Source organism: Campylobacter anatolicus (genome assembly GCF_018145655.1).
Lineage (GTDB): Bacteria > Campylobacterota > Campylobacteria > Campylobacterales > Campylobacteraceae > Campylobacter_A > Campylobacter_A anatolicus.
The window spans coordinates 429,447-449,840 of the sequence record NZ_JAGSSY010000002.1 but is presented as its reverse complement, the minus strand read 5'-3'; the positions used below and the strand labels follow the sequence as shown (position 1 = coordinate 449,840).

General features: G+C 34.5%; 17 protein-coding genes and 1 tRNA gene. 6 read left to right on the top strand and 12 right to left on the bottom strand.

Annotated elements, in window-relative coordinates; all coding sequences use genetic code 11:
- The first annotated feature begins 5 nt into the window (after window positions 1–5).
- Both KDE13_RS05310 and KDE13_RS05305 read left to right on the top strand, forming a co-directional pair.
- Window positions 6–671, top strand: coding sequence for a DUF4272 domain-containing protein (locus tag KDE13_RS05310; RefSeq protein WP_212140956.1), 666 nt, complete (start codon window positions 6–8; stop codon window positions 669–671).
- Entirely contained in the window at window positions 652–1,059 is a 408-nt protein-coding gene (locus KDE13_RS05305) for a hypothetical protein (protein WP_212143035.1), read from the top strand. Before KDE13_RS05310 ends, KDE13_RS05305 begins: the two co-directional genes overlap by 20 nt.
- A 149-nt stretch (window positions 1,060–1,208) precedes the next feature.
- Here the strand turns inward: KDE13_RS05305 and KDE13_RS05300 are convergent, their stop codons facing one another.
- The 4 genes from KDE13_RS05300 to thiC form a co-directional block, all read right to left on the bottom strand.
- On the bottom strand, window positions 1,209–1,706 hold the full coding sequence (locus tag KDE13_RS05300) for a type 1 glutamine amidotransferase family protein (protein WP_212143034.1): 498 nt from the start codon (window positions 1,704–1,706) through the stop codon (window positions 1,209–1,211).
- Between the two features lie 25 nt (window positions 1,707–1,731).
- The gene (locus tag KDE13_RS05295; protein ID WP_212143033.1) at window positions 1,732–2,931 is read right to left on the bottom strand and encodes a tetrahydrodipicolinate N-succinyltransferase N-terminal domain-containing protein; all 1,200 of its coding nucleotides are present in this window, start codon (window positions 2,929–2,931) and stop codon (window positions 1,732–1,734) included.
- Between the two features lie 1,713 nt (window positions 2,932–4,644).
- The gene (locus KDE13_RS05290) at window positions 4,645–5,745 is read right to left on the bottom strand and encodes an Mrp/NBP35 family ATP-binding protein (protein ID WP_212140952.1); all 1,101 of its coding nucleotides are present in this window, start codon (window positions 5,743–5,745) and stop codon (window positions 4,645–4,647) included.
- A 175-nt stretch (window positions 5,746–5,920) separates the two neighbouring features.
- Complete coding sequence (gene thiC / locus KDE13_RS05285) at window positions 5,921–7,249, bottom strand: phosphomethylpyrimidine synthase ThiC (RefSeq protein ID WP_212143032.1); 1,329 nt, start codon at window positions 7,247–7,249, stop codon at window positions 5,921–5,923.
- Window positions 7,250–7,508: 259 nt separating this feature from the next.
- Between thiC and KDE13_RS05280 the strand changes: the two genes are divergently transcribed.
- The 4 genes from KDE13_RS05280 (at window position 7,509) to KDE13_RS05265 (ending at window position 11,684) form a co-directional block, all read left to right on the top strand.
- Window positions 7,509–8,624 (top strand): bifunctional 2-C-methyl-D-erythritol 4-phosphate cytidylyltransferase/2-C-methyl-D-erythritol 2,4-cyclodiphosphate synthase, encoded by a 1,116-nt coding sequence (locus tag KDE13_RS05280; RefSeq protein ID WP_229204366.1) that lies wholly within the window; start codon window positions 7,509–7,511, stop codon window positions 8,622–8,624.
- Complete coding sequence (locus tag KDE13_RS05275) at window positions 8,621–9,514, top strand: response regulator (RefSeq protein WP_212143031.1); 894 nt, start codon at window positions 8,621–8,623, stop codon at window positions 9,512–9,514. The genes KDE13_RS05280 and KDE13_RS05275 overlap by 4 nt, the downstream gene beginning before the upstream one ends.
- Entirely contained in the window at window positions 9,492–10,673 is a 1,182-nt protein-coding gene (locus KDE13_RS05270) for a sulfate adenylyltransferase (RefSeq protein ID WP_212140949.1), read from the top strand. Before KDE13_RS05275 ends, KDE13_RS05270 begins: the two co-directional genes overlap by 23 nt.
- 543 nt (window positions 10,674–11,216) lie before the next feature.
- Window positions 11,217–11,684 (top strand): phosphatidylglycerophosphatase A family protein, encoded by a 468-nt coding sequence (locus KDE13_RS05265; protein ID WP_212140948.1) that lies wholly within the window; start codon window positions 11,217–11,219, stop codon window positions 11,682–11,684.
- Window positions 11,685–12,116: 432 nt separating this feature from the next.
- Here the strand turns inward: KDE13_RS05265 and KDE13_RS05260 are convergent, their stop codons facing one another.
- The 8 genes from KDE13_RS05260 to KDE13_RS05225 all read right to left on the bottom strand — a co-directional run bounded on the left by KDE13_RS05260 (window position 12,117) and on the right by KDE13_RS05225 (window position 20,245).
- Window positions 12,117–12,572, bottom strand: coding sequence for a fatty-acid--CoA ligase (locus KDE13_RS05260; protein ID WP_212143030.1), 456 nt, complete (start codon window positions 12,570–12,572; stop codon window positions 12,117–12,119).
- Window position 12,573: 1 nt separating this feature from the next.
- Complete coding sequence (locus KDE13_RS05255; RefSeq protein WP_212143029.1) at window positions 12,574–15,654, bottom strand: cytochrome c biogenesis protein CcsA; 3,081 nt, start codon at window positions 15,652–15,654, stop codon at window positions 12,574–12,576.
- A gap of 28 nt (window positions 15,655–15,682) precedes the next feature.
- The gene (locus tag KDE13_RS05250; protein WP_212140945.1) at window positions 15,683–16,240 is read right to left on the bottom strand and encodes a c-type cytochrome; all 558 of its coding nucleotides are present in this window, start codon (window positions 16,238–16,240) and stop codon (window positions 15,683–15,685) included.
- Window positions 16,241–16,499: 259 nt separating this feature from the next.
- Entirely contained in the window at window positions 16,500–17,708 is a 1,209-nt protein-coding gene (locus KDE13_RS05245) for a major outer membrane protein (RefSeq protein ID WP_212143028.1), read from the bottom strand.
- A 398-nt stretch (window positions 17,709–18,106) separates the two neighbouring features.
- The gene (locus tag KDE13_RS05240) at window positions 18,107–18,511 is read right to left on the bottom strand and encodes a hypothetical protein (protein ID WP_212140943.1); all 405 of its coding nucleotides are present in this window, start codon (window positions 18,509–18,511) and stop codon (window positions 18,107–18,109) included.
- A gap of 394 nt (window positions 18,512–18,905) precedes the next feature.
- Window positions 18,906–19,523: a hydrogenase-4 component G gene (locus KDE13_RS05235; protein ID WP_212143027.1), complete on the bottom strand. Its 618-nt coding sequence runs from the start codon at window positions 19,521–19,523 to the stop codon at window positions 18,906–18,908.
- A 113-nt stretch (window positions 19,524–19,636) separates the two neighbouring features.
- Entirely contained in the window at window positions 19,637–20,071 is a 435-nt protein-coding gene (locus KDE13_RS05230) for a Dps family protein (protein ID WP_212140941.1), read from the bottom strand.
- A 100-nt stretch (window positions 20,072–20,171) separates the two neighbouring features.
- Window positions 20,172–20,245: transfer RNA gene (locus KDE13_RS05225), tRNA-Arg, on the bottom strand.
- Window positions 20,246–20,394 lie beyond the last annotated feature (149 nt).

Sequence of the window (20,394 nt, the reverse complement as noted above, 5' to 3'; positions counted from 1 at the left end):
CTTTTATGAAAACAGCTAAGCAGCGTAGAATCGAAAGTATAACAAGATTAAAAAGTGAAAATGTACCATACTTTGAACAACTACCATACCTTAGTGACGCAAGTCAGGTCAAACGCAGAAGTGTAGAAAATATCGCAAAAAGAGCCGTCACGTCTTTGGCTAGTATCATTATGGCACTTTCTATAGACCGTGGCGAGTATGAAGAGACGCTAGAGGCTATAGACGCTTTTATAGATAAATTTGGCGTTAGAAACAAGCTAACAAAACAAGAGAAAAAGATACTAAAAAACAAAGCAACCAAACAAGATATAATAAATGCTACGTGGAAATTCGAAAGCTACTGGGCATTGGTGTGGGCCTTGGGCTTTGTGGATGAGCTGAAATTCCCTGATACTATCATAGATATTGATGTAGCAATCAGTATTGTAACGCAGTTTAATAGTATGGACGAGTTAGTGGCAGCAACAAAACTGCGTGATGTGGAGCAAATTTTAGACGAAGCAGATCTCATATACCGCTACCACTGGGCATGTGTGGATGCTCGTATAAATGGACGCCAAGCACCGCAAGGACTTGATGAGAGCGTCGTAAAAGAACGTCGTGCTGGGCTATGGTGGCTTGTAGATATGGATGAAGAGGATGATTGGGATAATGTCGCTATGGATACCTGAAATGTTTAAATTTAAAGCTTTTATCACTTTTTTCTTAACATTTTGTAGTTTAAACGCAACTGAAATTGGCATAATAAGTAACAGTACAAACTCCGTAATAGTCGATAAAAACAGTAAAATTTTATATAAATTTTTTCTCTACGATAATGGCAATGACTACGAGCATGATGGACTGGTGCGTATAGTGGACAAAAATGGTCTAATAGGCTACTTTGAGCCTAGCACGCACAAAATAGTAATCAAGCCAAAATTCAGATGTGCCTATCCGTTTGAAAATGGTATTGCTAAAGTCGCCATAAAATGCAGTGAAATAACCCATGGCGAATATAAAAAGTGGCAAAGCGATGAGTGGGTTTATATCAATAAAAATGGTAAAAAAGTGAAGTGAGCCTATGAGAATTGGGTTTAATTTATAAACATTTAAATTTAACAGTATGTCAAAGTCAACATTTTAAATTTACTTCTTGTCATATTTAAATTATGTAGTGTTATATTTCAAAAAATAAACTAAATTCTGTAATATATTTTTTATTAAATTTAATCCAATCCCTGCTCTAATATCTCATTTAGTCTATTTTTTAGGCTCTGTGTAAGCCCAATTGATGAGTATATGCCATAGTCTTCACAGTATTCACCGCCGATAACTTCACAGTATTCACTAAGTGCATTTTTATATCCACCACGTACAACTGCACTACGATTTTCTAAAAAACCAGCTCCACCAAGCACGAGCGAACCAAGATCAAGCCCTACTTTAACTTTCGCACTAAATCCACTCTTTACCCAGCTTAAAAATATCTCATCATAACGTAGACTTAATGCTCCAATGCCATCAGGTACGACTAGCAAATCAACACCATAAAGGCTCTCGCTATGAATTTCAGGATGTAGTCGCAGCCCAAACTCATCTGTTATCTCAGGCTTAAAGGCATAGCACTTAACACTTACTCTATCAAAACTATGTAAAAACGCATAAATACTTGCAAAACTTTGCAAATTCACCTTATCATACATAAGTATTGCGACCTTTTTCATATCATCCTCTCTGTAGTTTTGACTCTTAATGAAGTGCTTCGTTTAGCTTTATAGCACGTTTTGATACACTTGCGGTAATACGACCATTTTGGCTATTTTGCCTAAAATGAAGACCATTAAGTCCGGCTAGTTCAAGTCCTTTATAAATTTCTTTATCAAATTTAAATCCAGCATTTATCGCTGCAAGTTGTGTGCGGTCTTCATCACTTATAAAGATCTTTGTACCTTCTAAAATAGCAATACCGGCATCTACGATACACTTATCGCCAAGCGGTATACCAGTAACTGAGTTTGCTCCAAGAAGGCAGTTTTTACCGATGCCAACAGGGTTGCCATTTGTACCACTTAACACACCAAGAATTGATGCACCACCACCTATATCGCTACCATCACCCACAACGACCGAGCTACTCACACGCCCCTCGATCATTACACTACCAGTTGTGCCAGCATTGAAATTTACATAACTCGCACCGGGCATTACAGTCGTACCATGAGCGATAGAAGCACCCATTCTGACCTTTGCGGTATCAAGTATGCGGACATTGTCGCTTGGGATTACGTGGCTTAGATAACGTGGAAATTTATCTACGCTAACGATTGCTGGATAAGAGCCGTTCATTTTTAGATTTATCTCATTTTGACGCAACCATTCAAGCTCTATTGGCTTATTGTTTGCATCCCACGCGACATTTGGTAATACTCCAAACGCTCCATCAAGGCAGAGTGAGCGAAGTGGTACTTTTTGCAGACTTAACAAGTAGAGCTTAAGATACACAATCTCAACGCTTTGTGGTTTTGCGTCATCAAACATAAATACAACTTTAAAATCGCCATCTTTTGCTACTTTACTCTCAAAAGCCTCTTTAACTGCCTTTAGCACTTGCACGTTTTTATGCTTTTCAAGATCATTTATAAACACATTAAATAGTTCTAATGCCTTATTTACAGCATTTTGCGAAAAATTAGCCACGAACTCACTGCCACTAAAATCAACCATCACACCATCTTGCTCTAATGCCCAAACAAGTGCAGCAGCCGAGAGAAAGCTCTCTTTGAAATTTACAACAGCATAACTTGTCTGTAATGTTTTACTCATATTTATCTGACCACGATCTATTCTTGCTACACCAAATGCAACAGGATCGCGATAGCCATCTTTTACTCTTAAATTTTCACAAAATTCCTTAAACTGATCGACTGAATTTATATCTATTTTTGACATATTTATCCTTATAAATTTTTCTAAAGTGTAGCAAAATATTGTTTAAAATATCATTTTAGATTTTATATTTGTGATAAATTTAAACCTATAATTACGCAGATTCTTTGAAGTTAATTTAAATGATTTAATCAGTAAAAATTTAAAAAGTATATTCAAATTTTAGACAAATAGCAAAATAAAATCCTTTGTAAATATTTAAGAATTTAATAAATACTACAAATAAAGTGTCTTGACAGAAAAAAAGGTGGATAAGTAAAATAGTGCAAGACGAATAACCTAGTTATTAATCAATAATGTAAACATTGAGTTTTAAATCATCAACAATGAAGCTTTATCGTTAAATATCTAGTTTATCAAAGCATTTAAGCAAAATTAAAGCTTCAAGATATGCTAAAATATACAAAAATTCTCCTCCTCATAAGTCTTTATCAAAACAGAAACTAAATACAAAATATACTATTAAATAGCAATAAAAACCAAATAATCCGGCATAACAATGGAATCGAATAGCTAGATTATAAAAAAGACAGATAAATAAAAAATAAGGAAGTTGGAAAAACAGAGATGTATTAAAAATTTTATATCATTGTTTTTAACTATCTTACTTATCGATGTTGCTCCAAGCTCTTTTAAACTTACAAATTTATCATATTGTTTAATAGCAATAGTTTTAAAATCAAGCTCATTTAACTCTTCATCATTCATACTCTTAGCTTCAAGGATTAAACTCACTAAGCTTTAATTTATCATCAAAACCAATCTTTTCATAAGCAAAGTTATTAAATCCGCTATCTTTGTTAAATATATTATTGTCTCTTAGATCTATCCAGCCATATTTATTAGCATAAGTATCAAAGAAATTTTTAGTGTCTGAGTTGGTTAGCTTTTGATATCTGCTTTGGGCTGAGAAGATTGTGTAGGGGTTGAGGAATGATAAGATATCCTATGATTATAAATCCTTTTAAAAGACTTTTAAAATATATCGACAAAATTTAATATTTGTTTACCTTTTAGACAATTTAATAAGTCTCTTATTATCTACAGCAATTACATTCTCTTGATTATCTAGATATGCTCGCATATCAGTAGACTTAAAATTATTTTTACAATAAATTAGATCAGATATAACTTTAATAGCTAAAGTATTATCTATATTTAAGTTTTCTATCTTGTTGATAAACCATTTTACTCATATCTTCTTTATCAGAATTAGCAAACATCGGTAAGCGAGTATTCCAGAAATGTCCAGTCATTTTATGATCTTTGATTAAACTTTCAAATTTGAAAATACTACCAAGCACACTATTTTAAACATTGCTATAACTTTTGCTTCCGAACCTATTAACTATCGACATTTTATTTAAAATAGCTAGGATTTAAAAGTGTTACAGACTTGTCGCTATCAAACTCTAACAATCCTAATGTTAACCAACTACCAGCAATTAATGACAAATAGCGATCTTGTCATATGAGACAAGATCAAACAACTTAGCCTATCTCAACAATATTCAAACTTGATATTTTACTACTATTAACAGTAGTTATGAGGATTAGTGCCTATGACAAAACTTTAAATAGCTTCAAGATACTACCATAAAACTAAGGTATGCATCTAAAGGTTGTCAAATAGATCGATAAATATTAAATAAAATAAAATAAATCTATATGAGATGTAAAATTGCTTAAACCTAGCAAATTTACATCTTTGTTACATTATTTGCTACACGCGGATTTGCCATCCATAATAGGCTGAATGCTTGAATTATCCGCACCGCCATCATTATTTATAGCCTCTATAGCCTCCCAAAGCTCACGAGCAGCAGTCTCGTAACGTTTTGCAGTTACACTATTTGGCTCATAAAAACTCACTGGTTTACCGCTATCACCGCCTATCCTAACGGCAGGTTCAATAGGAATTTCGGCTAAAATTTTAGTCTTATAAAATTTTGCAAGCTCTTCTGTTGTGCCTTTGCCAAATATATCATACTCCTTGCCATTATCAGGGCAAATAAAGCCACTCATATTCTCAACGATACCAGCGATAGGAATATGGAGCTTCTCAAACATATCAAGACCACGCTTACTATCATCAAGTGCGACTACTTGTGGGGTTGTCACGCATACACCAGCGGTTACTGGCACACTTTGAGCTAATGTAAGCTGTGCATCACCAGTACCAGGGGGCATATCTAAAAATAGCACATCAAGCTCACTCCAAAGCACATCTTTTAAGAGTTGCTCTATCGCTTTCATTATCATTGAGCCACGCCAAATAAGGCTTGTGCCCTCTTCCATAAGCACACCCATACTCATCATCTCTATGCCGTGAGTAGTGATAGGGCGAAGTTTGTTGCCTATAACTTGTGGCTGAGTATTTATCTCGCCAAGCATTCTTGGGATATTTGGCCCATATATGTCAGCATCCAAGATACCAACTTTTTTACCTAGCTTTGCCATAGAGATGGCTAAATTTAGTGTAGTTGTGCTTTTACCAACACCGCCTTTGCCCGAGCTAACCATAACAAAATTTTTAATCTGCGGTGCTATATTTTTACCACTTTGTGAATTTGAACTTTCTTTTGGCATTTTTGGCTGAATGATATTTATATCAGCCTCCACGCCACCCAAAACTCGCGAGATATCCACTTTTAGCTCATTTGCCACATCGGGATTTGAACTAACTATCTCAACATCTATTTTTATCTTGTCATCAACTTCAATTTTTTTAACAAAGCCAAAGCTCACGATATCCTTTTCAAATCCAGGATAGATAACACCTTTTAGACGCTCTAACACTTGATCTTTACTTAACATTTTTCTCCTTTAAATTTTTAAATTCCAAATATTTTGACAAAAGCTTCGCAAAATACCGAACGTATAGTATGATCTTTATCATCTTTAACTCGCTAAAAATCACCGACAATAACGCCATTTATACATATTTTACTTCACTACATAAAACCATAAGTGTTTGTAACAATAAAAAATTTTAATTTTGATCATTTATTATCTTTTGTGAAATTTTATACGCACAAAACTTTGGTCCACACATAGAACAAAAATGTGCTTCTTTAAACACATCCTGTGGTAAACTCTCATCGTGTAGCTGTCTAGCCCTATCAGGATCAAGTGCTAGTTCAAACTGCCTATTCCAGTCAAACGCATATCTAGCATCACTCATCGCATGGTCTCGCTCTATAGCTCCAGCCCTACCACGTGCAATATCGGCCGCGTGTGCTGCTATCTTGTGAGCAATAATGCCGTCTCTTACATCATCTACATTTGGTAACCCCAAATGCTCCTTTGGCGTAACATAACAAAGCATCGCCACGCCATAAGATGCCGCCAATGCCCCGCCTATGGCTGATGTTATATGATCATACCCAGCTCCGATATCACTCACCAGTGGGCCAAGCACATAAAATGGTGCATTATGACACCACTCTTGTTGCAATTTTACATTATACTCTATCTGATTTAGTGGAACGTGTCCAGGCCCTTCTACCATAACCTGCACATTTTTATCCCACGCACGAAGTGTCAGTTCGCCTAAAATTCTAAGCTCACTTAGCTGAGCCTCATCTGTAGCATCATACAAACATCCGGGACGCAAACTATCGCCTAAGGATAGTGCAACATCATATTTGGCACAAATATCACAAATTTCATCAAAGGCTTCATAAAATGGATTTTCCTTATGATAGTGCATCATCCACGTTGCCATTAAACTACCACCACGGCTTACAATACCCATTTTACGCTTTGAAATAAGTGGCATAAATTTAAGCAAAAAACCAGCATGTATCGTAAAGTAGCTTACCCCTTGCTTTGCCTGACGTTCAAGTACTTCAAGCATTGTCTCAATATTTAAATTTTCTATATCACAAACATCGTGGATGATCTGATACATCGGCACCGTGCCTACTGGCACACTTGAATTAGCGATGATTGCTGTGCGTATAGCATCTAGATCGCCTCCAGTGCTTAGATCCATCACCGTGTCAGCACCGTATTTTAAGCAAACTAAAAGCTTTTGAAGCTCACCACTTATATCGCTTGCCATACTTGAGTTGCCTATATTTGCATTTACTTTTGTTTTAGCATCTATGCCGATAGCCATTGGAGTTAAGTTTGTGTGATTTATATTGGCTGGTATTATCATCCTACCATTCGCAACCGCATCTCTGACAAACTCAGGCTCAAGGGCTTCAACCTTAGCCACATAAGCCATCTCAGGCGTTATGATACCTTGCTTGGCATAATACATCTGCGTTGGTGTTGCGTCATTTACTCGGCTCTTAACCCACTCTTTTCTCATTTTATCTCCAAATTAAATCGGACAATTTTACTACAAATTAACTTCTTTTATGCTTTAAAGGAGATTTGAAATGCAAATTTTTAAATTTGCAAAAAGTTTTATAAACAAGTAAAATGCAAGTTTTAAAAGTGTATAATATCGTAACATTTTTACAAAATTATAATATAAAAATTTAGATTTTAAATTTAAATCTTTAAAGTTATTATACAAAAAATGTATAAAACTACACAAATTTATTATCAGTCTGAAAGGATGAGTTTTGCTTGATATCTCTTTGATAATGCTCGGAGCTGGTAGTTCTAGCCGTTTTGAGCTACCTGTAAAAAAGCAGTGGCTTCGTATCGGCGATGATCCACTTTGGTTAAGGGCTACAAAAAATTTGAGTGAATTTTACACGTTTAAAGATATTATAGTAGTTAGTAAAGAGTGCGAATATATGGCTAGGTTTGCCCCTGATTATAAATTTATCCAAGGTGGCGAGACACGCCAGGAGAGTCTAAAAAACGCACTTGCTGTTTTAAGTAGTGAGTTTGTTTTAGTTAGTGACATAGCTCGTCCGTGTATCACTCGTGAGCTATTTTTAAAGATAATAGACGGCTCAAAACAAGCTGACTGCGTTGTCCCAGCTCTAAAAATAGCAGACACCGCCTATTTGGGCGATGAGCAAATTGATCGTGAGCGAGTCAAACTCATACAAACTCCACAACTCTCACGCACAAATTTACTGAAAAAAGCATTGCAAACTGAAATTACCTACACCGACGATAGCTCGGCGATAAAGGCTGTTGGCGGTAGCGTATGGTATGTTCAAGGCGATGAACTAGCACATAAGATAACAACTAAAAATGACCTTACCAAAGTCCCATTAATGCCACCAAGCACTGAGCAGTTTGTAGGCACTGGCTTTGATGTACACCAATTTAAAACAGGGCGACCATTATGGCTGTGTGGAGAAAAGATAGAATTTGAACTCGGGCTTAAAGCTCATAGCGATGGAGATGTCGCTCTACACGCACTCACAGATGCTATGTTGGGTGCAGCTGGACTTGGTGATATAGGCGAGCTTTTCCCTGACACGGATAATAAATTTAAAGATATTAGCTCAATTTTTTTACTAAAAATGGCATATGATAAAATCTTAAGCGTTGGATATGAACTAGTAAATGCTGATATCACGATAATGGCAGAACGCCCAAAAATCTCTAAATTTAAAAGAAAAATGGAGCTAAATATCGCAAATGCTCTGCAAATAGCACCAAATCGCATAAATGTTAAGGCGACAACGACAGAGAAGCTAGGCTTTATCGGACGTGGCGAAGGCATAGCCGTAGTCGCAAGTGTAAATTTAAAATATTATGACTGGACTAAAAAATGAGAATACTAATTGTAGAAAATGAGATATATCTAGCTGGCTCAATGGCTAGTAAACTAGGTGATTTAGGTCATGAGTGCGAGATTGCAAAAAGCGTGAAAGAAGCGATCGGAAAGGATGATAGCTTTGATGTTGTGTTACTTTCTACCACACTTCCTGGACAAGACTTTTACCCAATAATTGATAAATTTAAAGAGCGTATCATTATACTTTTAATAGCCTATATTAGCAGCGATACAGTGCTAAAACCGATACAAGCTGGTGCCGATGATTACATACAAAAGCCATTTATGATAGAAGAGCTGGTGCGAAAGATAAACCACTTTGAAGAGCATAGGCGTATAAAATCCATAGTAAAAAACTATGAAAACTACATACAATATAGTCTTGAACATTTTAAAATAAATGAATTTGATCCTAAAAAAATAAAGCTACCGTTGCTTATAAAAACACCAAAGATAAACTACGCTGATAAATTTGTCTATACATTTATGCAAATGACAAAAAATCTATTTATATTTACTCCAGCCACAAGCTTTAACGATGTAGAAAAAGCGATAAAACAAAATGCTCAAGAACATATCTATATCACGAATTTTCAGCTTTTAAAACAAGATGAGCGTGATAGAATTTTAGTCGCCGTTTATAAGAAAAAAGTGATTATCTCCACAACCGACCTCGAGCAAAGTGCCCCATTTGAGACACTTGAGATAGCAAATAATGATCAACTTTTTAGCATAGATGAGATCGTAACGATTGATAATTATATAAAATATGTAATAAGCAATTACCAAGATAGATTCCCTGATACGGAGCTATCTAAGAAACTCGGAATTTCACGCAAATCACTTTGGGAAAAGAGAAAAAAATATGACATCATTAAGAAAAAATAAACAAATTTTTATAAATAAAGAGGCTTATGGCACACTTGAACTGATAAAAAATCAACTATTATCAAATTTTAACTCATTTATGGACTACGATCAGATAAAAAGCGTCAATGAGAGTGGCTACTTTGATGGTGAACCAATGCCTTATTCATTTGGTTTTGCTCCATTTGGCGATATAAATCAGCAATTAATAAAAACTCTAAAAAATGGCGATATAGTTGATATTGTATTAAAAGATCGCGTAGTCGGCGAGATAAGGGTCAAAGATACTTTTAGGCTTGATGCTCAAACGCGTAAAAATAATATATTTTTAGCAAATGAATCAGCCAAAGGTAAGCAACTAAGGCTAGGAGAATACTCCATCAGTGGGGATTTTGAAATTTATAATGAAAATATGAAGGAGACGAAGCAGCGACTACATAAAGCTATACAAGATATGAAAGCTAGACGCATAACGGCGGTATTTATCACTGCAGATCCATTTAATAGGGCACACGAACGACTCGTGCGAATGACAATAGATAAAACCGATCTTGTGATTATATTTCTCATTAGGACGCTTGATGAGAGGCATATTGATTATGCACTAAGAAAGCGTGTGCTTGATTATTTTACTCAAAATTATCTACCATCAAATAGAGTTTTTGTATTTCCTCTTGAAAACACGACGCTTTTTAACTCACATACAAACCCAACTCTTGAGTGTATAACAGCTCACTCTATCGGTGCAGATAAGCTTGTTATAGGACAAAACCACTCAGGTATTGGTATGTTTTTTGATAGTAATCAAGCTCACACAATACTAGACCGCTATAAAAATGACTTAAATATGGATATAGTTGTGCTGCCTGAGCTTGTATATTGTAATGAGTGCAAGACTCTTGTTAGCACAAAAACATGCCCACACGGACAACATCATCATATCAAATACCATCCAGCCACGATAAAAGAGCTATTTTTTAAAGGCATTATGCCACCAGCTATACTGGTGCGACCTGATATATCGGCGATAGTGCTAAGTGAACTATATCCAAAGCGTTTTGAAGGGCTACAAAAGCTATGTGATGATCTATTTCCAAACTCTGGACTGCTTGAAAGTCACACAGATCGCGACTTTTACGTTGAGCTTATGAAGTTGTATCAAACATCATCATTGACATAAAGTAAATTTGGCGTTTTAAACAAACGCCAAATTTAACTAGACTAATACATTAATCTTTTCTGTACTTTTTTGAGAAATTTCTATCTCTTGGATAGGCTTCTCATTAAAATGTTTCTTTTTGTCTACTTTTTGTTTTATATCCTGCCTTTCGCACTCTCTAAGGCGTCATAAATATCACGCAAAGAAAATGGAATGCACTCCCTACCAAAAGCAACATTTTAAATCCTTTTGATAATGTAATCAAAACTAGCAAGTTTTTTAAATTTACAAATCAATCTCTTTGCAGCTTCTTTGTAAATATCTCTTTTTGTATCACACTCACTTCTGTCTTCTCCATACGGATAAACTTTAGTACAACCATCACTAGCATAATATCAATCTATACCAAATACAGACATTGCAAACGATAATAGCAATACAACTAAAGCTAACTTTTTCATTTTTACTCAATTAATAGTAGTATATTAGAAATTAAGTTATCTTTAAATAATTTTTTAAATTTTTATATATTTTTAGATACAATTATATCAAAAAAGGAATTTTATGCAAAAACTATTTTTGACATTTTTTGGCATAGGATTGTTACCAAAAGCACCTGGGACTTGGGGAAGTATAGCTGGGGCGATAGTAGCATATCTAGTGCTTTTAGCATTTTCGAATACAACTTTGTTTTTAGCAAGTATATTGTTATTTTTAGTAAGCATTAGTATCATAAACGAATACGAAAAAAGTGTAGGCGAACACGATAGCTCACATATAGTAATTGACGAAGTGGCTGGTGTATGGTTGGCGATCGCTATAAGTGGCGGAACTATAACTCAAATTTTGCTCTCATTTGTATTTTTTAGAGTGCTTGATATCACAAAGCCATCTATCATCGGTAGGATAGATAAAGATGTAAAAGGTGGACTAGGGGTAATGGGAGATGATATGGTGGCTGGATTTTTCGCTGGACTTATGAGTGCTATAATATATGGAATCTGCTTAAAACTCGGAGTAAATTTAATCTAATACCCCTTAGTTGCATTTTCGATATTAATCACTCTAGCTTCAATGCCTTGTTTAGTCTTAACAACAGCGATACTAGCACCATAAAACATACAAATGTAAAATTATAAGAATTTAAAGTAAGGAAAATTTTAAAAAGTGCGTTTAAATAGTTATTTACAATGATTTTATTTAAAATAAGGTGGTAAAAATATTTTTACATTACTTTACAAATATTAATCAAATTTGATTAATATGCAATAAAATATTTAATATCTTTTTTACAATATCTATCATAATAAGCTTAATAGTCCATAGTAGTTAATTAATAATGAAATAGACAGCACAACTACTCCCTATTTTATAAAAAATGTAGTTGATTTGATTATTTATTTTTTATAATAATTGGCTATATTTTAACTTTATGCTAATTTATTTGAATTTAATATTAAATAGCTAGTTTTTACGATTTTTACGATTTTTTATACCTTGATTTTCACTCTCTTCTATCTGTATAACGTAGGTTGGATTTTTCTTTTTTGTCTCTGTATCTAAGTATGAGATGAGCTTTGCGTCTACATTTTTATGTGAACAAACAAGCAGAATAAAACTAAAATAGGCATTTGCCTCTTTTGGAATTTTATTTTCTACTTTTAGTGGTATAGTTAAATTTGCAGTAAAATACCGCACCAGCCCAAACAAAGCATTTTTGTCTAAATTTTGATCAGATACCATACGTAAAAGGTCGTTTATATTAAGTTGTTTTGTTTGTGCCGATGAGATTTTAGATACCTTTTGCTGTGGTTGTGTGTCGCCTTTTGAGATAAATTTAATAAGAGCAAATAACAAAATGGCAATAGCTACGAGCAAGACCACTATGATAAAAACTACAATGATCTTGCTTGAAATCATATTATAATTTAGTACAAATTTGACGCTTAAAATATGCTAGTATAGACATAGCAAACATTATGCAAAGTCCGATATATACGAAATTTGGCACCGGTAGAGGATCTCCTGCAGCATATGAGTGCATACCTGCAAGATAAAAATTCACGCCAAAATATGTCATTATAATCGTCCAGTAGGCAAAAAATGATGCGACTGCAAAAGCGTATTGTCCATTTAGCTTTGGTACAAATCGCATATGTAATACCGCAGCATAAACTAGTATTGATACTAATGCCCACGTCTCTTTGCTATCCCAGCCCCAGTAGCGTCCCCAGCTCTCATTAGCCCACACGCCACCAAGAAAATTACCAAGTGTAAGTAGACTAAGCCCAAGTATCATCGCCATCTCATTTATACGTGTAGCCTCTGTGATATTGCGTGAGATTTCAGGGTTTGGCTTTGTTTTATTTTGCATTATAATCAGCAATAAAACAAAACCGCCAAGCAACGCACAAAGCCCTAAAAATCCATAACTAGCCGTTATAACTGAAACGTGTATTGTTAGCCAATAGCTTTGAAGGACAGGCACAAGCGTAGTAATCTGTGGATCCATCCAGCTAAGATGTGCGACAAATAGAGTGATACCAGCAAGTATAGATGTTAAAGCGATGGCTATTGGACTACGTTTTGAAAAGACTATACCACTAAGTCCAAGAGCCCACGCTATATACACCATCGACTCATACGCATTGCTCCAAGGTGCGTGTCCTGCGATATACCAGCGAAGTGCTAGACCTATCGTATGAGCTACAAAAGCCAGCATATTTACACCATAAACAGCCTTTACTACGCGATCGATATTAACCTTTGGAGCGAGCATTTTAACAAAGACAAATATCAAAAGTACAAAACCAGCGAGCAGATAAATAGGTGTTAATCTGTCAAAAATTTGAGCCTTGTTAAATAAAAGCTCCATATTTATCTTTGTTTGACTTGGGATAATCGCCGCACCATACTTTTGCTGATAGGTAAAAATTTTATCCAAAGCTGCGTCAGCCTTACTCCAATCCTGTGTCTTTACACCATTATCAACTGCGACAAAATAATCTTGCATCATCGCACTTACTAATTTTGCCTCTTCTGGCGAAAAATACATCATCGCAGAAGTTGGTGAATACCACGAATTTGATGGGTCATCTTGCTTAGGGAAAATTTTAAAAACTTCACCGATAAATATCATATAAAATACATTTAAACGTTCATCTATCTTTATCACATCCTTATCAAACACATTTCGTGAGCCTGGGTGTTTTCTGTTAGCTATTTCAGCAAATTTAGTCAGCTTGTATTCACTTCCGCCATCATTGCTAAATTTAAAAAAGTCATTAAAAGTAGCGTATTTGACATTTTCATCTATGCCAAGCTCTTTTTTTAGCTCCTTGCTTGTACCCACAGCGATGATTGGCTCATTTCGCCAAAAATCAGGCGATACCATTATCGATAAAATAGCTTGATTTGAGTTTAGTGACCCGACGCTATCATCTCTATGAAATTTATTTAAAACCTCTTTGCTAAGTGTATCAAACGGCTTTACCCTGCCGTCTGGACTTTGCACTAGCAATCTAGCAAGTTTATCAGCGTGTTCTTTGCTGACATTTGGTAAAAAGTCAGCTGCATTTACCTCACTAGCACTAAAAGCCACTATACCAGCCACCAAAAACGAAGCTAACTTTTTAACACTATCTCTATCTATCAAACGAGCTAACTTTTTAAATCTACTATCTGGACTTATAACATTTAGCAAAAATCCAATACCTAAAAGAAAATATCCTATATATGTTGGAATTTTACCTGGGTCTTTATTGACAGAGAGTATGGTGCCACGCTCATCTTGATCGTATGAGCTTTGGAAAAAGCGGTATCCGTCATAATCAAGTACATGATTCATATAAATTCTATAATCAAAACTCGGTGCATCGCCATCTTTAACCACAACTTCACTCGCATAACTCATCGGAGAGTTAGAGCCTGGATAACGCTTAAGTTCAAAATCTTTAAGATACAAACTAAATGGCAATCTTATCTGCTGAAGTCCCCACGACGCAGTAAATAATCTATCTTTCATGACAACCTTTGTAGGCTCTATCAAGTTAAAAAATAGCGTCATCTCTTTACTATCTCCGTTATAGCTTAACTTTGCTATAAGTGCGTCAAATTCGCTATTTTGCGTCTCTACTAGCTTTTTGCTAGCCTTGGCAGATATGAGTTGCGGTGCGAAATTTACACCAGCTATCGTATAAAGATGCATAGGTAAAAACTCATTTACACTTCCGGCTTCAAATGCAACCTTAACATTGTCAGCCATTGAAAATTTAGATATTTCTTGATTTGATGTTATATTAAATTTATTATTTTCAAAGGTAAAAAGCACATACTTTTGACCTTGTTTTGGCATAGCGTTAAATATAAAGCTAATATCTCCAGCCACAACCTCTTCGCCCTCTAATAGATATATCTCCTCTCTCTCGCTCTGATTTGATATAACTAGATCTATTACCGGCTTACCACTTTCATCCTCTACAAATTTATAAGCTGCATTTGGTATATATTTAACATACTCAAGCTGTGCATTACCATCAGGAAGTTTTAGATCTAGCTTGAAGCCTTTCTTTACATTTTCTAAACCAACTGGAATCTGAGCAAAAATTTCATTACCGTCTACTATTGTGCTAAGCGATAGATGTGAGCCTTTTGTTGTTACTATATTTGTTTCGCTATTTTCTCTTATATGGACATCACCCTCAAAACCGAGATATCTTGTTATACCGGCACCAAGCAATATCACTAAAAATCCAACGTGAAACAGCAACGCTGGAAGTTTTTTTAAATTTATTAGCTTATATCTATATACATTATAAGCTAAATTTATACCAAGCAATAGCTGCACCAACGCAAACCAACTCGCTCCATAGACATACATCCACGCCATTGCAGTGCTGGTTTTAGTCTCGATTATAGTTGCTACGCCACTTCCTATGGCAAAAACTATCATTAGCACTATAGCCGAGGTCATACTAAAAAATGCGGACACAAAGTTAAACATACACACCTCTTTTCAATATCTTTAAATTTTATCTTAGATAACTACCCTGCTTTTTCTCAGTCGAGACAGGTTTGTTTTCGCTTTTGTCTTGCTCGACTAATGCATTTTTACCTTTTAAGAAGGCGATGATAGCACCAAGGTCGTTGTTGCTTAAAAATTTAGCTTCATTTTGCATGATGATCTTGCCACTACCGCCAAATGACGGATCGCTCCTATATGATACTACAGAGTCTTCTATATCTTGTGCACTTATATCTTTAAGTGCGGTTGAGCCATATGGCTTTTTACTCGCATCATCGCCGTGACAGCTCGCACACTTTTTCGCATAAAGCTCAGCACCCAAAGATACACTATATCGCCCTTTATGATCGACTCCGATTTTTAAAATTCTATTGTCTTTATAGCGTCTTGGATCTTCATCAACTGATATCGAAATTTTTTGATTTTTCTCATCTGCATATTTTTGTGCCATATCTGCAAGCTCCTTGCCAAAGTCACCATAAGCTTGTATATAATACACTTGCGATGCACTAAAAGCACTCGCCACAAACAAAGACGCTAAAAAAGAAATTTTTAATACCTTCATATACTTTCCTTATAATGTGCCATAAATTTATAAATAACTCGTGATTATATCATAAGTTGTTTAAATAAAGCCAGACTTTTGATAATAGTGTTGATGAAATTAGCTTGATTTGGTAGATAAAACAATATAAATTTAATAAAAAAATGATAAGAATTTTTAATTAAAATTATTAAATTACGGTAATTAATCTTTTAAATTTAAAAATCCCAAGCTGGGATACCAACTTGGGATAAGTAGAGTTTAGTTAGACTAAACGATATTAGAATGAGTATTTAGCCTCAAATCTTAGCTTCTCTTGTTTAGTCTCACCCTCACCTTTTACATCTTTAGTTAAGAATGAGTAGAATGAGCTAAATTTAAGCTTTTTGTTGTATTGATAAGATACCTTTGGCATAATCTCTTCATACTCAATTTTGTCATCCGCAGATAGTTTAACCTTACCATTGATATAATCAACACCACCATAGAATTTATCATATCCATAGCCAAGTGTTACAAACCAGAAATCACCCTTACCTTTTGCGAAAGTATAGTCTGTGCCCTCTGCTTCATCGCTAAATAGTTGCTCACCTGGTGCTATAAGATGACCCTTATCTTCTATAGAAAATGATGTTGCACCATAATCTTTAGCTTTCCAACCTATATAACCAGCAGATATGTCAGCACCATATAGTCCTGTAGATAGCTCAAATGCATAGTAGTTACCATCATTATAACCTGCAGTACCTTTTAGTTTGCTATCGGCATTATTGTTGATATATTGACCAGTAAAGCCTACATTTACATCATCAGTTATATCAAAGCTACCAACTAGCTCAACACCTATAAGATCAGCTGCATTTGTAACAGTAGCATACCATAGTTGAAAGCTTATCGGATCGTATGAGCCTATGATAGCAGCACCATATAGGTTACCAGCATCATAGCCTGCTTCCCTAACAGTTTTAAATAAATCACCATCAGTCTCACCGTCAAGATTTTCAAGTGCATCAAATGCGACAGCAGCTAGTGTCAAGCCCTCTATGTCTTGATTTAAAATTTTAATACCTGTGCCGATAGCGTCATCATCAAAGAATGTACCTAAGTCTTGCTTACCAGCTATCACGGTAGTTTTACCGATTGTATAGCCTAAATATGCTTTATATACATTAAATGTTGAATCTGTATTTGTTTTATTAGTGCCCATATGTCCGCTACCTGAATCGTCTGTAGCATTATATCTAAGACCTAAAACACCAAAGAAGTTATCATCTATGGCAGCTTTAAAATCTGTTATGATTTTAAAGCCATGTCCTGACTCAGAACCAGAATGTCCACCTGCTCTTTCTCTTTTATTTGTATATCTATATCTAGCCATACCGCTTACATCTACATTTTTTATAGCCTCTTCAAGTGGTGTCGCAGACGCAACGCTTGAAAATGCACCTAGGGCAATCAAAGCTGCTAAACTAATTTTAGTTAGTTTCATAAAATTCTCCTTTTAAGAAATTGTTGTGGAGCTATTATAATACATATTTTTGAAATTTTCCTTAAAATTTAGCAAATTTATTAAAATTTGTTACCAAATATTTACCAAAATAGACCAAAAATGGATAGTTTTATAAAATTATGCACCATAATACCACTAGCAATTGTATCTATCGCTATAAATTTTTAATGAAAATAAGTAATAGTAACGCTACAAATCATAGCTAATATAATGATAATGGGTATAAATTTTATTTTTTACCTAGCATATGACTAAACAAATCACAATGATAAAAAATTAAAGATAAAAAAAGGGGCAGTTTAACAAGCCCCTTAAAAGGAGTTCTATTTTTGATTGCTTAAGTGTAATTATAACTGCACTGAGTAAATGAATGGCAATCAAAAGTTTATCTTTTCCTCTTTTGGAACTTTGATCTTTGTTTTTATGTTTTTCTTTTTTAAAGTGGGTTTTACTACATTGCTACGTAAGCCACCATCGCGTATAAGTAGCATACTCTCAAGTCTATCACCAATAAATGTCGCATACACAAGATCGCCTTTATCGTGATAGTATCTATCAGAACAGAACTTAGCACTACTTAACTTTGCGTTGCTTGTATCATTTGAAATGATAGTGTAGCAATATCTTGTATCTTGGTATGTTAGCTGAGTGATGACGCCTTTTATATGGCTTTTAATCAATTTTTGCACTACTGGTTTTGACTGAGATTTGGGTGCTGGTGTATTATGGCTACAACCGATAAATACAAATATAGCTAGTGTAAATAATATAAAATTTCTCATTGATGTTCCTATTTGATATAAAATGTGATTTTACTGGTATTGTGATTAATTTCTTCTTATTTTAAAATATTTTATGAGTAAATTCGTAGTAGAGTTTTAAAATTTATAACTTAATCAAACAACTAAAACATAAGTAAAATTATTAGAGTGTCTTTATGTTTAAATTATAGACTTTTTATGATTGTGACATTTTTTATAGATTAAAATATCTAATGTTTAACACATTCTTGACGCAAAACTATCAAAGGATAGCAAAATATGTGTAATTATTTAAATTAAACTTTTAAAAATAACTCTCTAAAAGCAAGAAATTTTGACTTAATAGCAACTCTTTAAGGAGATAAAGTATGTTTAACCTTAACCAAGCCAAACATACTTTTGATTTGGTTTTAACTTAAGCCGATACGTTTAATACGTTACCATCACCAAATTCAGCTATCTTTTTATCTATAATTTCAAGTGCTTTGTCTATAGTTTTTTGAGAGATCTCAGGTAGCTCGCCACCCCACGCTTTCTGTGCTTGCTTAAAGCCATTTAGTATGCCTTCACGACCTACTTTTAGCTTATTTAAGTCATCACCAGCACCATTTAGCACAAAATTTGAAAGTCTATCAGCGGTATTTTGTATGCCAAAGTATCCATCTTCGCCCACTAAAGCATTTGCCTCATCTACGCTTAGCTCACTAATGGCTTTACCATTATAACCTATCGCAGTGTAGTCTATACCGCTTAAAATATCCATTAAATTTTCTGGTGCCTTAAATCCACTAAAAAGAGTATCTAAGCCACCCTGTGCGTTTATCTCATTTAATGCTTTGGCTGAAAACTCTAAAAAATAGCTATTTGAGATCTCTTTGACGCTCATTTGTGTAGCTTTTTTGAGTGTGTCTGTGTCATTTAAATTTAAAGCGTTTAAATTTGTATTTTGATCTTGTGCTTTTTGAGTGTCATTTTTACAGTTTTGTGCGATGTCTGCTACTTTGTAGGCACTTGTATTTATGCTAACTTGCATTTTAGCTCCTTTATCTTTAGTGTAACATCGGTAAATTTTGGATTTTATTTAATTTTTGCAGATTTAGATTATAAATTTAAAAGGACGCTCAAATTTGAGCGTCCTAAAATAAGTTATTTGCCAAGTGTTGCGTTTAGTAGCCAAATAGCTTTTTCATACTTCTCAACTTTCTCTTGAGCATAAGCTTGAGTACCGACATCACCCTCAGCGATCTCATCAAGCTTCTTAAACTCGCCCAAAAGATGTTTATAATCAGCCAAGATCATCTCTAAAGCCTCTGTTGGAGCGTAACATGGCTTTGGCTCATACTTTATGCAACTTAGTTTCTCTAGCTCAGCTGTACCTATAACTGCCTTACCGCCGATGATAATAGCTCTTTCTGCTGTATCATCAAAGATCTCACTCATATCATTATAAGCTTTTTCTGTGTATTCGTGGATACTGAAAAACTGAATACCTTTTACATTCCAATGGATATCATGAAATTTTACATATAATGCATGTGCATCAGCCTGAATTTTGTTTAGTTGTTCTACTACTTTTGACATATCGTCTCCTTTTAATTTATTTATGGGAGAATTATAGCAAATTTTATTAAATATTTAGTAACTAGATAATAATTTTTATTGTTTAGTTAAATTTTGTATTTGTCCCCAGCGAGATTCGAACTCACGACCTCAAAATTAGGAATTTTGCGCTCTATCCAGCTGAGCTATGAGGACATTTTGTATAATTTAAAGTTCAATTTATAAATTTACTAGCTTTTTAAAACCAATAAATTTAAAGGACGAAATAAATCGCCCTTTTTATTTATAAAAGCGTTCTTATCGCTTTAAAATTTCAAAATTATTAGAGTAAAAAATTTCACTCT

Excerpts from the sequence above, each read along its gene's own strand:
- KDE13_RS05230 (WP_212140941.1), bottom strand. The coding sequence starts at position 20,071 with ATGTCAAAAGTAGTAGAACAACTAAACAAAATTCAGGCTGATGCACAT.
- KDE13_RS05235 (WP_212143027.1), bottom strand. The coding sequence starts at position 19,523 with ATGCAAGTTAGCATAAATACAAGTGCCTACAAAGTAGCAGACATCGCA.
- KDE13_RS05245 (WP_212143028.1), bottom strand. The coding sequence starts at position 17,708 with ATGAAACTAACTAAAATTAGTTTAGCAGCTTTGATTGCCCTAGGTGCA.
- KDE13_RS05255 (WP_212143029.1), bottom strand. The coding sequence starts at position 15,654 with ATGTTTAACTTTGTGTCCGCATTTTTTAGTATGACCTCGGCTATAGTG.
- thiC (WP_212143032.1), bottom strand. The coding sequence starts at position 7,249 with ATGAGAAAAGAGTGGGTTAAGAGCCGAGTAAATGACGCAACACCAACG.
- KDE13_RS05305 (WP_212143035.1), top strand. The coding sequence starts at position 652 with ATGTCGCTATGGATACCTGAAATGTTTAAATTTAAAGCTTTTATCACT.
- KDE13_RS05265 (WP_212140948.1), top strand. The coding sequence starts at position 11,217 with ATGCAAAAACTATTTTTGACATTTTTTGGCATAGGATTGTTACCAAAA.
- KDE13_RS05260 (WP_212143030.1), bottom strand. The coding sequence starts at position 12,572 with ATGATTTCAAGCAAGATCATTGTAGTTTTTATCATAGTGGTCTTGCTC.
- KDE13_RS05270 (WP_212140949.1), top strand. The coding sequence starts at position 9,492 with ATGACATCATTAAGAAAAAATAAACAAATTTTTATAAATAAAGAGGCT.
- KDE13_RS05310 (WP_212140956.1), top strand. The coding sequence starts at position 6 with ATGAAAACAGCTAAGCAGCGTAGAATCGAAAGTATAACAAGATTAAAA.
- KDE13_RS05290 (WP_212140952.1), bottom strand. The coding sequence starts at position 5,745 with ATGTTAAGTAAAGATCAAGTGTTAGAGCGTCTAAAAGGTGTTATCTAT.
- KDE13_RS05240 (WP_212140943.1), bottom strand. The coding sequence starts at position 18,511 with ATGAGAAATTTTATATTATTTACACTAGCTATATTTGTATTTATCGGT.
- KDE13_RS05295 (WP_212143033.1), bottom strand. The coding sequence starts at position 2,931 with ATGTCAAAAATAGATATAAATTCAGTCGATCAGTTTAAGGAATTTTGT.
- KDE13_RS05250 (WP_212140945.1), bottom strand. The coding sequence starts at position 16,240 with ATGAAGGTATTAAAAATTTCTTTTTTAGCGTCTTTGTTTGTGGCGAGT.
- KDE13_RS05300 (WP_212143034.1), bottom strand. The coding sequence starts at position 1,706 with ATGAAAAAGGTCGCAATACTTATGTATGATAAGGTGAATTTGCAAAGT.
- KDE13_RS05275 (WP_212143031.1), top strand. The coding sequence starts at position 8,621 with ATGAGAATACTAATTGTAGAAAATGAGATATATCTAGCTGGCTCAATG.